This window comes from Microcoleus sp. B6-A1, from assembly GCF_036705085.1.
GTDB lineage: Bacteria > Cyanobacteriota > Cyanobacteriia > Cyanobacteriales > Microcoleaceae > Microcoleus.
Genome location: NZ_JAUBTU010000061.1, coordinates 1 through 14,588, shown reverse-complemented (window position 1 = coordinate 14,588; position 14,588 = coordinate 1). Strand labels below are relative to the sequence as shown.

Sequence of the window (14,588 nt, the reverse complement as noted above, 5' to 3'; positions counted from 1 at the left end):
AGACTTCATCTTTTTAAGATTTTAGATTAAAACTGTTACCTAAAATCTTAAAATTTATATCTCTTTACCCGCCTACAATCAGCGACAGGCGAGCTAGCAGCGGCCAGCTTACGAGCAGTCCCAAAACTGCGACTCCGAACAGAATTGTCAGGGCGTAAAACTGAGTTTGACCGTTAACGTTGTATTTGAGGCTTTGCCCGCCGAAAACCGTTGCAAAACCGATTAAATTTACGAATCCATCAACAATATTGCGATCGACCCAAGAGATAATTTGAGCAACTAAACCGACTGCAAATATCACTGTCACGCGGTAAAGTTGGGCGGTGTAAAAGTCGTAGGCAAAAAAGTCTTGCAAAGCTTGAGAACCGATTCGCACCGGTTTTTCCCATTGCTCGTTCAGGTAAATAAATGCTCCGACACCGATGCCGATCGCCGTTGACAAAACTAGCAATCCAGTTGCGGTATAATTCAAACTTGCCCCCGGCAATAAATGCCACGCCGCCAGCAAGTGCGGAACGTGCAAAGTAAAGCCCATTAAAACAGTCATCGGCAAGATAAAAGGCCAGTGAACTTCCGGCGAGCGTTCGGTCATTTGCTTTGGTTTGCCGCCGAAAACTAAACCGAAGACGCGCACCAAGCCAAAAGCAGTGACGCCGTTTACAAACAGCACTATTCCTAACAAGAAAGGGTGAGTTTGCGAAAGCCCGGATGTGAAGTCTTCTAAAGCCCAGAAACAGCCGAAGGGCGGCAGTCCCACCAATCCAGCGCTACCGACAATAAACGATATCGCCGATATCGGCCGCTTTCTCCACAAACCGCCGAGAGCTCGGACATCCTGAGTGATGCTGTTCCAAACTACCGAACCGATGCTCATCACCAGCAAACCCATTGCCAAGCTGTAGGCAAATATCAATGTCAGGGCTGTCTGGGCTTGTCCGGTGCCGACGGCGATAAATACTAAGCCCATGTAAGAGCTGACTATATAAGAAAGCGTGCGCTTGATGTCAATTTGGGCGATCGCAATTAATGAAGCACCAACCGCCGTCGCAGCACCTACAATAATAGTTGTCTTCAGTCCGATTGGCGACAAAGCAATCACTGGCTGCAACTTAATTAATATCCAAGCACCAGTTTCCACAACTACGGTGTTCCGCAAAATTGTCGCCGGCAGCGGGCCTTCCATCGCCTCATCCAGCCAAAGGTGCAAGGGAAACTGAGCGCACTTACCCATCGGGCCAGCAATCAAAGCTAAGCTCAACAGCGTCGCTACAGTGGGGTCAAGCTTTGCAGTCTCGGCCCAAACAGCCAACTCGTCAAAATTCCAAGTTCCAGCCAGCGGCAGAATTGCGACTACTCCCATCAGCAGGAATAAGTCACCCACCCGCTTGGTTAAGAAAGCGTCGCGGGCTCCTGTCACCACCAAAGACTGATTGAACCACAGCCCGACTAGCAGGTAAGTACCCAAAGTCAGAACTTCCAAAATCATGTAACTGAAGAAGAGAGAATTGCACAGTACCAAGCCGCACATCCCCGCTTCAAACAGCCCCATCAAGGAAAACAACCGAGCCCAGCCCCAGTCCATTTCCATGTAACCGAAAGCATAAATCTGCGCTAGCAAGTTCAGTCCGGTAATCAAAACTGTCGCCCCGACGGTGACAGCAGAGATTTCAACGGGAATGGTTAAGTCTAAACCTGCTACATTCAGCCAGGGAATGAACTGGTGTTGCGCTGGTTGGTTCCAGATAGCTGTGAGGGCGATGACGCCGTGTAGGAAAGCGAACAACGTTAATATGGCGTTCACATAACCTGATGGTCTTGGCCCCGTGCGACGGGTAACTGCCGGAAACCACAGTATCGACAGAACTCCACCGATGAGTGGATAGCAAGGTATAAACCAAACCGTCTGGAGTAAGATTTGAGCCATTGGCATTACCTGTAAAGGTTACAAAAATTTAAAATTCTGAGAATAATTACGATCGCGCTGACGACAGCACTGAAAAGCCAGAAGGCAGAATTAGAGGCTATTTTGGCGTCAGTATTCGAGTTACTCGTTGTTTTGAGACTAGGGGGAAAGAATAGACTTATTAATTTTATATTAAGTATTGCGTTAAATTATCATATTTCTGATTCAGCATATTTATCGGTACCGATAAGCTCTACTTATAGGTATATATAGGGGCGGATTGTGTACAAACGAATATTTGTCGATCGCAAGTGCGATCGAACAATGATTTATTGCTCTAAAATATTAAAACCGATTAAAACCGCTCAATCTGCCAAGCTGATTCGGGAAGTTTGGCTTGGCGCTGTCCCATCGACCTTGCCCTAACATTCAAAAGACCGATCGGCGTATTAAACAAATCTACCATATCGGATCGGCTGCTCGCACTTTTGGCCGCTGCCACCGGAAATTCCTTTAACAGCCACCTAGCCAGCCGGTAAAAATATTCCCCTGTTGTGAATTCTCGCATCAAATCGACACCGTAGAGTTCGTGCAAATATTTATTAGATTCGCCGTACCGATACCATTGACTTTGCAACAGTTTTATTGTAGAACGGTGGCGGTGTCGGACGATCGCATTTTCGGCAAAATGTAATTTATAGGATGTTTCCCGCAAAATCCGCCAGCATAAGTCAGCATCGCCGCCGCTGGTGAGATGCGGGCGAAATAACCCTATTTGTTGTAAAACTAGCCTCCGTACAGCTAAATTTGCGGTTTGGGCGTAGGGACAAAAAGGGTGAGCGAGAGTATGTTTTTGAGATAAAGTATTTTGGCGATCGGCGTGTTGTTCTAAAATAGTTTTACCGGGTAGTGCGACTATTTCCCCAGCGCTAATTCCTACTTCTAAGTCAACAAATGGCTTAACTAAATTTTCCAGCCAGTCAGATTCCGGGCGACAGTCTGCATCGGTAAATGCAATCATTTCGCCTGTGGATGCGCGAATTCCTTTATTGCGGGCGGCGTAGGAACTTTGAATCTGATTTTCGCTGAGGTGGCGAATGGTTATTTGATTGAAATTGCTTCCCCCCCTTACCAAGGGGGGGACTGAGGGGGGGTTAGAGGCTGTTGTTTGGAGGATTGCTGAAGTGTGATCGCGACTGTTGTTGTCTACTAAGAGATATTCTACTCTGTGTGGCGGATAAGTTTGTGATCGCAGGCACTCGATCAACTCCGGCAAATCCATCTCGCCGTTGTAAACAGGCACAACCACCGAAACTTGAGGTAAAAACGTTTTAGTCATTCACAAACAACCGTAAACGGTAGCATAACTAATATTGAGTAATATTAAACGAACCGCGCAGGCGCTAAGGACGCTAAGGAAGATAAATAAGCAAATGTAGTTCTTACTTTGTCCTATAAGCGTCTTCGCGGTTCTTCAAATAATTAAAAAGTGTTACTAAGTTCCATTGCCTTAACGGGGATATAACTTGTCAAAATTATAACTTCGGACTCTTAAACAGGCAAGATGCCTGTTCCACAACTGCATTCAGTTATTGTGGAACAGGCATCTTGCCTGTTTCTTTGAAATAGTAGAAAATATCTCTTACATCCCCTGTACAATCCGTCACCCCATCCGTTCTCAACTGTTTCCCGTCAACATCAAAATCATTAACACTAACACCCCGTTGCTTATATAAAAAATGCCAACAACCTGAGTTTCCAACCAGCCGCACAACTCTAAATGATGGTGCAGAGGAGCCATTCTTAACAGACGCTTGCCGATTCCATCCGGCCCTTTTGTAGCTTTGTAATAACCTACTTGAGCAATTACTGACAGCGTTTCAATAAAGAAAATGCCGCTGATAATTAATAATATCCAAAGGCTATTTGTTAATAAAGCTACCGCACCCAACGCACCGCCCAAAGCTAAAGCACCTGTATCACCCATAAACACCTTGGCTGGATTGCGGTTGTGAGCTAAGAAACCGAAACAACTGCCGCTGATGCAAGCGCAAAATATCATTAATTCTGGCGAAGTTGAGGCTACAGATGCACCTAATCCCAAAAGTGCGATCGCGCCCAAACCGCCCATCAACCCGTCAACACCATCGGTAAGATTAGTAGCATTGCTTTCGGCAACTAGCACAAAACCAGCCAGTGGCCAGAACAGCAAACCTAATGGCAATACCCAACCGAAAGGCAAAGCCACATTTGTAGAAATAGCAGGTTGATGAAACATCAGCCACAGACAAAATAGAGCAGCAAAACTTATTTGCAAAGCCAATTTCATCCGAGGGGAAATACCTTTGTTCGACTTCCGTCGCAGAATTTGCCAGTCATCGATCCAGCCAATGAAACCGTAAGCTAAAGTTAAAGCCGATACGGCAACAACATCTGAGTTAAACTTAGACCAAAGTAAAGCGACTGCTACCCCTGCAGGTACAAAAAAGATGCCTCCCATTGTCGGCGTTCCCGCTTTTTTCAAATGAGCTTGGGGGCCGTCTTCGCGAATTATTTGTCCTGCTTTTAGTTGCTGGAGTACGGGCACAACTGCATAGCCCAACCCCGACGCAACTAAAGCACAAACAACTAGCGGCATAAATAGCGATGCAGGTAAATTCAAAAATCTACCCGCTGCTACATCTAAACCGATCGCTACAGTGCCGAGCCCCAAACCCAGCAGCAGGAATAAATTCTTGCCTGTAAGTTTGAAAGGCAGACTTAAAGGGATTTTCTCATCCAAAAAGTTATCCATAACACTCCTCACCACACACTATTTGAGAATAAGCAATTGACAATGGGGAATAGGGTGCGATACAGGAGATTGAGAAATCTCTTAGTTTTTCTTCCCTGTTTCCGGTTGATTTCTTCACCCTTCTACCCGTTATTCTTCGCCTACACTCACATCCTCTTCTACTTCCTCTTCTAAATCATCGTAAGGACTGTCGTCAACTGCCATCAGTTCAGAAATTTCTTCTTCGTGCAGATAGTCGGGTTCTTGAACATCCCTTGCTAACAGGCGATTGTTAGATTCCAACCAGTCTAAAAGAGAAGATTGCTGTTTTAATGGAATTACATCCGCAGGTAAATGGCGAGGTATTTGACGCAGAGATGGGTTGTACATGATTCTTGGTTTTTAAAGACAAAGACGCGATCGAGTAGAGGTAACGTTTTGCCGACGAACTGCTCCTTTGATCAAGCACTTGCAAATCGGGCATTTAGCAAGGCTAAAGCATTATACCACAGGCACTGTTTGGTTCCGGATCGGATAAGATGGGAGACCGAAAAGGCGATCGCCCCCAAGCATCGGCCTCAGAATAACACTAAAATCCGCTCTTGCCAATCCTTCTTTAGCCGTAAGCATTGTAATCTAAGACGATCGTCTTTAAGATATCGCGGGACAAGCGGCGATCGTATTGTGCAAGCTTCGCTAACGGCAAGGGTTTGATTCACAACAGTCTCCTGGTTTTTCATCAAAGCCTGAGCTCGAATGCCCTCTGGCTTCTTCAGTCAACTCTCAAGCAATAAATCTCAGAATGGATACAACGGCAGCGGTTTTATACAACAAAGAGGGCTACCACACCGGAGGCAAAAAACTTCTGGGGCGTCATTCAGCCGGAGAAGGGTTTCTCAAAAGCTTAGTCCAACACGGAACCGCTGACTCTCTCTATTGTTGCGCCGATAGCGCAACAACCTTTAAGGAGTTTTGTTCGCACATCCAACCTTGGCTGCAAAAACCTCGGAAAGTGCGCTGGATTCCGATGGAACGACCGGATTTGCTATCTCAACCGGGCACAATTTACCGACCCGATCCGGTTCTGTCGCAGATGGTTTGGGCGCGCAGATTTGTCGATCAGCGGGCGTACAGCGTTTGCGGCGTTACTCACACGATCGGTACAAAATACATCATGGAGGCGATCGGCGATTTGATCACCGCACCCATGCAGCCTTGGGATGCCCTGATCTGCACCTCTGCAGCCGTGAAAACTGCAGTAGAAGGAGTGATGAGGGAGTGGTCTGAATATTTAGCCCAGCGTAACGGCGGTAAACCGGAAATTTTGGTCAAATTCCCCGTTATTCCCCTAGGAGTGGATTGCAGCGCGTTTCCGCAGGGTGTGGAAGCAGTTAATAGTCGCCGCCAACTGCGAGAAAAACTCGGCATTTCTCCCGAAGATATTGTTGTGTTATTTGTCGGTCGATTGACTTTTTCTGCAAAAGCTCATCCGGTACCCATGTACATCTCCCTAGAACGGGCCGCACAACAGACAAAAGCCAAAATCCACTTAATTCAAGCCGGTTGGATCGAAGATCCGAGAGAAGAACCCGACTTTAAAAATAGCGCACAAATATTTTGTCCCTCGGTGAATGCTATTTTTTTAGATGGGAGACAGCCGGAAATTAGAATAAATATTTGGTCGGCCGCCGACATTTTCATTTCGCTGTCCGACAACATTCAAGAATCCTTTGGACTGACACCCATAGAAGCTATGGCGAACGGACTGCCGGCCATAGTCTCCGATTGGAACGGATACAAAGAATCTGTACGCCACGAAATAGACGGCTTCCGCATTCCCACACTCATCCCGCCCCCCGAATCTTGTTTAGATTTAGCCCTAAATTATCTTGACGACAGCTTAAATTGGCCGACTTACATGGGTCACACTTCCCTCGCGACAGCAGTAGACATTGATGCTTGCACCCTGGCGTTGTGTGAATTAATTGAAAACCCCGAATTGAGAAAGCGGATGGGGGAAAATGCCAGACAAAGGGCGAGGGAAATTTATGATTGGAAAGTAGTAATTGCTGCTTACGAACAATTGTGGCGGGAATTAGCAGAAATTCGCCAGGGGGCACCGGAGTCAGCACCTTTAAAACCTGGGAAGCCACCTTATCCCCTAGGCGACGATCCGTTTCGGGTATTGGCTAATTATGCGACTAGAAGTTTAAGCAATGAGATGATGCTGAGTCTGGGTGCGATCGCCACACCAGAACTTTTAAAGCAGGTACAGACAATTAGGTTTACCAGTTTTGGTGAGGATAGGAGAAGATCTGTTAGCATTCAGATGGAGATATTGGACACAATTAAGCAGGAAGGTGCGATCGGCGTGGGGGAACTTATCCGACGCTACGTTAAAAACGAGCAAGAATTAGCCGACCTATATCGGACTCTGCTCTATCTGGTGAAATTTGGTATCTTAGTTATTAGTTGTTAATACTCTGCGGACTCGGCGATTAAAATCGCTACTACACAAAATTTCCTCCCTCTCGCTTGAGACAGAAGAAAAGAGCGGTCTGACTTTTGCCTCACCTTCGATAATTAATCCGTGTATTCGTGTCAAAATCCGTGTCGTGCCTTCCTTCTTAAAAAATCATGCTTAGAAAATCTGCACTATTAGAGATAATTGCTGGTAAGAATCGAGGTTTGCTGGCTACTCCCACCGACAAACAAGCGATTTTAAGCGCGATCGCCCAATTGGAAGATTACAACCCCACATCACGCCCTGTCGAAGCCGGAGAGCTTTTAAATGGTGATTGGCGGTTATTGTATACCACCAGCCGCGAACTGCTGAATCTCGACAGTTTTCCCTTGGTAAAATTGGGTCAAATTTATCAATCTATCCGCGTCAAAGAATCTAAAATTTACAACATTGGCGAACTTTACGGCTTGCCTTATTTGGAAGGAATTGTCAGTGTGGCGGCGAGATTTGAGCCAACTTCCGAACGGCGAGTGCAGGTCAAGTTTGAGCGGTCAATTTTCGGTTTAAGCAGGTTGATTGGCTATGAATTTCCGGGGAAGTTTATCGATGAGATTGAGTCGGGGAAAAAGTTCGCTGCTGTAGATTTTGGGCTGGATACTCGCGAACAGCAGGGATGGCTTGATATCACTTATTTGGATAAAGATTTGCGGATTGGACGGGGGAATAAAGACAGTGTTTTTGTCTTGACAAAAGAGTGATTTTGTGATGTGTGATTAAGTGCGATCGCCCCTTAACTCAAAAGTTGCAATCCGTCTAAAATGATACCGAGAGGGATAGAATTATGACATCAACAATCAAAGAAACAATGGGCAAAATTACCACAACGCTGACAATCACGAATCATGCCGATCAAATTCGCCTTGAAGATGGCGCGATTCCTGCTGAGCGAGTACGTTCTATTACAATCAAAAATGTGCTGGTAGATACTGGGGCGACTACTTTATGCTTGCCGCAGGATGCGATCGCCCAACTCGGTTTAAAACTCCTCAGAACAGTGCCTGTCGCAACGGCAACAGGCATCGGTACGGCGCGCATTTTTGAAGATGCAAAAATTTCATTAATGGGAAGAGACGCGACTTTTGAGTGCATAGAACTGCCCGCAGGAGCCGATCCGTTATTGGGCGTCATTCCCTTAGAAGCATTAGGAATTGAATTAGATTTGCAGAAACAAACACTCGTGCTGTTGCCGCTGAGTCCGACGGCGAGTTATTTAAGAATTTGAATTTAGCATAGGTTGGGAAATAACATAAAAAGCAATTTATTGTTACTCCGTCAGTTTTGTCTGTTCTTTCTTTTCCATCGGCATTGACTTTTTGACAGCTAGCACTAACTCCGCTTCGGTACATCGATACAAGTCCCGCATTCGGAATACTTGCCAAACTTCCATTTTTGGCAATGTTCGACCCTTTTCCCAGTTGCGAATTGAAGATTCCGCACATTCTAGTATATGTGCTACGTCTATAATTTTCAGCCCTGCACGTTCTCTTAAGGCTCTCAGATCCATAGCTGACCGAACCTTTTGATGGACAAAACGTTAAGTTTTACCGTCAATAGTTGACGGATATGACCGATTTGGTGTTTAATCATAGTAGTAGAGGCGTTAGTCGATTTCCGGCAAGAGACTTACTAACGCCCTTTCCTGTAGTCCATAGAGGATACTAAACCATCATGCCACAAAACGGTTATCAACAGGGATTGGCAGCGAATCCTGGGGCGATCGCGTACCAAAAACGCCTTTACCCTTGGGCGATCGCCAAACTCATGCCCAGTATGCAGCGGGCGATTGTGGGGCGATTTCGCAGTCGATCGGATGCTGACGGACACTTGCTGTGTCTGCGTCAACTGATGCCTCAAGCAACACTTGTCGTAGTCTTTGACTTGCAACCCGACTTAGAAGTACCAATTGCGGCGCCCACAGCAATTCGATAAGCACAAGGATTGCGATCGTCATTTGTAGGGGCGGTGCCCCCGTGCCCGCCCCCTTCGTCTGACTGCAAGTCGATCTTTCTTGTATTTTCCTTCTTCCTTTTTAAGAATGACTCAGACTCGATAATTCATCCGTGTATCCGTGTCCTCATCCGTGTAGTGCCTTCCTTCTTCCTTCGGCTATAAATAGCGACTTAAGTTAGGATAAAAATATCCTCAATTTGCTTTTCAATCATGACTTCTACAACTGTAAAATTCATCTTGCCTCAAGTGGGTGAAATTCCTCAATGGCAAGCCGCGACATGGGAAGATTATGTAGCAGCCTGCGAAGATCCATCTTTGGAGGAAGCCAGAATATTTTTTTACGAAGGATATCTTTGGATAGATATGGGTAATGAAGGGCCTCAGCACGCCAGATTTAACAACCTCTTGACGCTGGTATTTTACGCCTGGTTTGTCAGCAAAGGAGGACAAGCTTTCGATGATTTGGGTGGATGTGTAATTGAGAAGCCAAAGGTGGGAGGAGGTGCGCCCGATCGCATTTTATATGTCGGCGGAGAGTTCATCCAGTGGCAAAAAGGGGAACCGCGCCGACTTAATCTAAATAAATCGCGAATTCCCGATTTAGTGATAGAAACTTCCGATACGACTTTGGCCAGCGATTTAGATGAAAAAAAGCAGTTGTATGCTGCTTTGGGAATTCCTGAGTATTGGGTAGTAGATATTAAGGGCGAGAGAGTTTTGGCATTTCGCTTGCAGGAAAACGGGAAATATCAGCAATGCGAAATTTCCGGTGCGCTTGAGGGATTGCCAATTGCTTTACTATCGGAGACTTTGAAACTTTTGGGTGAGGGAAATGGGACGGCGGCGATGTGGTTTGCTCAACAAATTGGGAATTTGTAGAGAGGTTGGCGAAAAGCACGCGCGAGCGTAGCTATCCCGTAGGGAATGGCTCTTAATTTTTCTCAATTCTTTACGCAATTATCGCTTAAAGAGAACCATCATGGGCATAAACAGTTACACATTTTTAGAAGAAATCTATATAATCAAGTTAAGTGACTTGAGAAAATGTATGACAACAACTGTAGTAGACATCGGGACTTTAATTATCCGCGATCCCAACCTTCGAGGCGGCCGTCCGATTATTGCTGAAACTGGTACTTCTGTCCGCCGCATCGCCGTTTTGTACAAGCAGGGTAACAGTGCGGAAGAAATTGCTAGGCTGATGACTCACTTATCGATCGCACAAGTTTATGCAGCTTTAACGTATTATCATGCTAATCGAGAAGAGATTGATACAGATTTAGCTGAGGAACAAGAAGCTTACGAGAAGTTAGCAGAGTTACACTACAAAAACCTCCAGACAAATTCATGAGCCTTATTCTACTGCTGCTAGACGAAGATGCGATGAATTCGGCTCTGCTTGATGCTCTACGCCTGCGGAGTGTTGATGTTATTTCTGTTGCAGAAATAGGAATGCTGTCTCGCAGCGATGAAGAATTTTTGTATTGGGCTCATGAAAATCATCGAGTAACATATAGCTTTAATACTAGGGATTTTTATCGATTGCATACTAATTTTAGCACGCAAGGGGAAGAACATATGGGGATAATTTTGGGACAGCAGAATTATTCAGTTGGGGAACAATTGCGTCGCTTGCTAAAAATTATAGCTAGTAAATCTGCAGAGGAAATGTACAATCAAGTCGAGTTTTTAAGTGCTTGGGGTGAAGGATAAGCGATCGCACTTGGGAAAGACAAGGGCGATCGCACTCTCCTCCAAAAATGCGATCAAAATTATCTGCGTGCATCTGCGTCATCTGCCTCAATCTGCGGTCCAAAAAAAGATTAATCGCCTCGCTTACCAGCATAAAAAATATAAAAGATAAAATCCTAAAAAAATGCTCCGACTCTCCCAAACCCAACTCAAAATCCTCAAAGAATGCCCCCGCAAATTCCAACACAGCTACCTCGAACTCCTAGCCACCACCGCATCCCCAGAACACAAAGAAAAACTCACATGGGGAAGCCACTTTCACCTATTAATGCAGCAGCGAGAACTCGGACTTCCCATTGAATTCATCATCCAACAAGACCCCGAACTGGGACGCTGTGTGGCAGCATTTATCAACACCGCACCCGAACTTTTCGCCAATTCAGAAAATAGCGAGCGAGTTTTCCGCCAAGCCGAACACCCCCGCACCCTAATTTTCCAAGACTACCTATTCACCGTTATCTATGACTTGCTAATAGCAGAACCAAACGCCGCCAAAATTCTCGACTGGAAAACCTATCCCCGCCCTCAAAAATCAAAATGGATAGCCGAAAGTTGGCAAACTCGCCTCTATTTATACGTGTTAGTAGAAACCAGCGACTATTCCCCCGAACAAGTTTCCATGACATACTGGTTCGTACAATTGCAAGGAGAAGAACCGCCGCAAAAACTCACATTTGATTACAACCAAACAGAACACGATCGCACAAAACAAGATTTAACCCACCTATTGCAGCAGCTAACCGACTGGCGACAGCGCTATACCGAAGGCGGCGAATTCTTACCCCAAGTAGAAATTAGTTCCAATCTTTGCGATTCCTGTCAATTTGCCACTCGCTGCAACCGCACAACAGACACAAAAATTACCTCACCCGATCTTCTCGCAGAAACTCCTACAGATTGGCTGCCAAATCTTGCTATAATCGATGAAATATTTATTTAATTCAAATCTTGTACTATGCAACTATTAGTCGCCCGGTGGGGGCGGGTTTATAGATATTGTGGATGTGAATGAAAGATTGTTGGTGAACCCGCCCCTACAGGAATTAATGAAATAACTTATGACAGAAATACTTCAAAATTTGCCAACTCAACCCCTATCCCAGCCCCCAGCTTGGCTGATCCAAGCTGTCAGAAACCATGCACCAGAACTCCCCGGAAACTATGCCGCCGCACTTCTGTGGTATAGAGGAATTCACAACCCAGAACAAATACCCGGTTTTTTAAATCCAAAACTTTACCAACCAGCAAGTCCCTTTGAATTCGGACTAGAAATGAACTGGGCGATAGAAAGAATCCAGCAAGCACGAAACAGTGGCGAAAAAGTCGCAATTTGGGGAGACTTCGACGCCGACGGCATTACCTCAACCTCCGTACTTTGGGACGGACTGGGAGAATTCTTTGCTCAAAACGACCAACTAATTTATTACATTCCCAACCGCTTAACCGAATCTCACGGACTCAATATCGCGGGAATAGATGCCTTAGCAAAATATGGAATTAGCTTAATTATTACCTGCGATACCGGCAGTACAAACATCGCCGAAATCGAATATGCCACCAGCTTAAACATCGATACAATTATCACCGACCATCATACATTACCGGACGATCGCCCGCCAGCTACAGCCATTATCAATCCCCGCTACTTCCCCCCAAACCACCAACTATTTAACCTTTCAGGAGTGGGAGTAGCTTATAAATTAGTTGAAGCATTATATCACACATTACCGGATATTCCGCAGCGCCCACTCACAGATTTATTAGAATTAGTAGCGATCGGCTTAATTGCCGATTTAGTCCAACTTACAGGAGACAGCCGCTACCTAGCACAACTCGGAATCGAACAACTGCAAAAACAACTCGCAAATCCCACCCGCCCAGGAGTTGCAAAATTGCTCGAACTGTGCAAAAGATCGGGCGATCGCCCAACCGACATTTCCTTCGGCCTCGGCCCCCGAATCAACGCCGTCAGCCGCATTCAAGGCGATGCCAGCTTCTGCGTAGAACTCCTCACCAGCCGCGACAAAAAACGCTGCGAAGAACTAGCAAATTTAACCGAAATTGCCAACTCCCGGCGCAAATCTTTACAAAAAGATGTTGCCAAAGATGCCGCCTACAAATTAGCCAAACTCGACCTCTCAACTACTAGCGTCATCGTCCTCAGCGACCCCCAATGGCCGGTAGGAGTATTAGGATTAGTAGCGGGACAAATCGCCCAAGAATACGGCCGCCCCGTGATTTTATTCAGCACAGAAGGAAGCGAAGAAATTAACGAAAATTCCCCCGAAACGCAATTTACCTCTTTCTTAGATCCAGAATCAAAAACACTTTCCCCATGCAAAATTGCCAGGGGTTCCGCCCGTTCTGCCAATCAAATTGACCTTTACCAATTAGTCAAAGACCAAGCGCATTTATTGGACAGATTTGGTGGTCATCCCTTCGCCGCCGGATTGAGTCTCCCCGTTGAAAATATCCCCCTATTTACCGATGCGGTAAATCAGCAACTGCGACAACAATACAGTACAGATAGTTTAACAGCCGCCCCAGTTCAAGCAGACCTAAAAATTACTGTCTCCGAATTAGGCAAAGACTTATTTCAAGAACTAAAATTGCTCGAACCGTGCGGTATGGGCAACCCCGCACCCAAATTGCTGATTGAAAACTGCTGGTTTGAAAATCTCTGGAATCAAAAAATTAAGGATTTGAAAGGGCAAAAAGTAGAATATCTTAAAACAGAATTTACAATTAGGGATGAATCTACCGATATGGGATTTCCCGGCATTTGGTGGGGACACAATCAAAACGAAGTTCCCCAAAGCCGCTGCGATGTCACCGTAGAACTCGATTTTAATACTTACAAATCGCGGTATGAAGTGCGTCTCGTAGCAGTGCGGGAACGCACGGCAGACAACCAAATAAATTCCCCGACTCAAATAGATTGGATTGTAGACTGGCGCAATAGAAATAACGAGGAAGAGTTGTTAGGCGCTAGCACAAACTTAGAATTTCAAATGCCGATCGACAATCTAGTTTACAATTCCGAAAAGGTCGATCGCGAAAACTCGATCGTCCTCAAAGAATGCCCCGCAAGCTGGGACGAACTGCGGATCTGGTTTCGGCAAGCACAGCACACTCAGAAAAAACTCGCGATCGCCTACACCTTACCCCCACTCGTACCCCCACAGCAAATCTGCCAACAACTAATCGGCATCGCCAAATACCTCAGCCGCACCAAAAAACCCGTCACCAGACAGCAACTTCGCCAAAAACTCGGTATCAGCGACACATCCCTGCAACTAGGGTTCAAAACCCTAACATATCTCGGTTTCAAAATCAATTATCGCGATCGAGCTTTCCACATCACCAGACAACCCGAAACCGCACAGCAGGAAGACGCGCCAGAGCAAATCCCCAAATCCTTATTAGATAGCCAATCCATCCAATCCTCCGTGCCAAATTCCCCTATCGCCGCCCGTTTTGCAGCGCAATTCCTAGCAGCAGTCTCCGAAGAACAATTCCGGCGGAAATATTTCTGTGAAGTACCCCTGTCCACCATTGTGTCGATCGCCCGAGAAACCGTTTTCCAAGAAGATTCTACAGCAAATCCCTTCTAAGGATCGCGAATTAAATAACTTACAATTTTAATTGTTATTGTGGGATGGGCGTCCCGCCCGTCCTTTTTGGAC

At 45.8% G+C, this 14,588-nt stretch carries 14 protein-coding genes; 9 read left to right on the top strand and 5 right to left on the bottom strand.

The genetic code is table 11. The features are described 5' to 3' along the window. Window positions 1–64: 64 nt before the first annotated feature. The 4 genes from QUB11_RS21030 to QUB11_RS21015 all read right to left on the bottom strand — a co-directional run bounded on the left by QUB11_RS21030 (window position 65) and on the right by QUB11_RS21015 (window position 5,066). Window positions 65–1,924, bottom strand: coding sequence for an NAD(P)H-quinone oxidoreductase subunit F (locus QUB11_RS21030; RefSeq protein WP_333199421.1), 1,860 nt, complete (start codon window positions 1,922–1,924; stop codon window positions 65–67). A gap of 334 nt (window positions 1,925–2,258) precedes the next feature. Beyond that, window positions 2,259–3,242 (bottom strand): glycosyltransferase, encoded by a 984-nt coding sequence (locus QUB11_RS21025; RefSeq protein ID WP_333199419.1) that lies wholly within the window; start codon window positions 3,240–3,242, stop codon window positions 2,259–2,261. A gap of 339 nt (window positions 3,243–3,581) precedes the next feature. Next, complete coding sequence (mraY, locus tag QUB11_RS21020) at window positions 3,582–4,697, bottom strand: phospho-N-acetylmuramoyl-pentapeptide-transferase (RefSeq protein ID WP_333199417.1); 1,116 nt, start codon at window positions 4,695–4,697, stop codon at window positions 3,582–3,584. 129 nt (window positions 4,698–4,826) lie between these two features. After that, window positions 4,827–5,066, bottom strand: coding sequence for a DUF3134 domain-containing protein (locus tag QUB11_RS21015; RefSeq protein WP_006631296.1), 240 nt, complete (start codon window positions 5,064–5,066; stop codon window positions 4,827–4,829). A 412-nt stretch (window positions 5,067–5,478) separates the two neighbouring features. On the opposite strand from QUB11_RS21015, the gene QUB11_RS21010 reads away from it, so the two are divergent. The 3 genes from QUB11_RS21010 (at window position 5,479) to QUB11_RS21000 (ending at window position 8,422) form a co-directional block, all read left to right on the top strand. Further along, the gene (locus QUB11_RS21010) at window positions 5,479–7,155 is read left to right on the top strand and encodes a glycosyltransferase family 4 protein (RefSeq protein ID WP_333199415.1); all 1,677 of its coding nucleotides are present in this window, start codon (window positions 5,479–5,481) and stop codon (window positions 7,153–7,155) included. Between the two features lie 158 nt (window positions 7,156–7,313). Continuing rightward, on the top strand, window positions 7,314–7,898 hold the full coding sequence (locus QUB11_RS21005; RefSeq protein WP_333199413.1) for a PAP/fibrillin family protein: 585 nt from the start codon (window positions 7,314–7,316) through the stop codon (window positions 7,896–7,898). A gap of 83 nt (window positions 7,899–7,981) precedes the next feature. Next, window positions 7,982–8,422, top strand: coding sequence for a retroviral-like aspartic protease family protein (locus QUB11_RS21000; RefSeq protein ID WP_333199411.1), 441 nt, complete (start codon window positions 7,982–7,984; stop codon window positions 8,420–8,422). A 42-nt stretch (window positions 8,423–8,464) separates the two neighbouring features. On the opposite strand, the gene QUB11_RS20995 is transcribed toward QUB11_RS21000, so the two are convergent. Further along, window positions 8,465–8,704 (bottom strand): helix-turn-helix transcriptional regulator, encoded by a 240-nt coding sequence (locus QUB11_RS20995; RefSeq protein ID WP_333105633.1) that lies wholly within the window; start codon window positions 8,702–8,704, stop codon window positions 8,465–8,467. A 164-nt stretch (window positions 8,705–8,868) separates the two neighbouring features. Between QUB11_RS20995 and QUB11_RS20990 the strand changes: the two genes are divergently transcribed. The 6 genes from QUB11_RS20990 (at window position 8,869) to QUB11_RS20965 (ending at window position 14,516) form a co-directional block, all read left to right on the top strand. Next, the gene (locus QUB11_RS20990; protein WP_333199409.1) at window positions 8,869–9,129 is read left to right on the top strand and encodes a hypothetical protein; all 261 of its coding nucleotides are present in this window, start codon (window positions 8,869–8,871) and stop codon (window positions 9,127–9,129) included. 231 nt (window positions 9,130–9,360) lie between these two features. Further along, entirely contained in the window at window positions 9,361–10,029 is a 669-nt protein-coding gene (locus QUB11_RS20985) for a Uma2 family endonuclease (protein ID WP_333199407.1), read from the top strand. Window positions 10,030–10,198: 169 nt separating this feature from the next. Continuing rightward, window positions 10,199–10,501: a DUF433 domain-containing protein gene (locus QUB11_RS20980; protein WP_333199406.1), complete on the top strand. Its 303-nt coding sequence runs from the start codon at window positions 10,199–10,201 to the stop codon at window positions 10,499–10,501. Next, on the top strand, window positions 10,498–10,863 hold the full coding sequence (locus tag QUB11_RS20975) for a DUF5615 family PIN-like protein (RefSeq protein WP_333199403.1): 366 nt from the start codon (window positions 10,498–10,500) through the stop codon (window positions 10,861–10,863). The genes QUB11_RS20980 and QUB11_RS20975 overlap by 4 nt, the downstream gene beginning before the upstream one ends. 163 nt (window positions 10,864–11,026) lie before the next feature. Then, entirely contained in the window at window positions 11,027–11,842 is an 816-nt protein-coding gene (locus QUB11_RS20970; protein WP_333199401.1) for a PD-(D/E)XK nuclease family protein, read from the top strand. 118 nt (window positions 11,843–11,960) lie between these two features. Then, window positions 11,961–14,516, top strand: coding sequence for a DHH family phosphoesterase (locus QUB11_RS20965; protein WP_333391621.1), 2,556 nt, complete (start codon window positions 11,961–11,963; stop codon window positions 14,514–14,516). Window positions 14,517–14,588 lie beyond the last annotated feature (72 nt).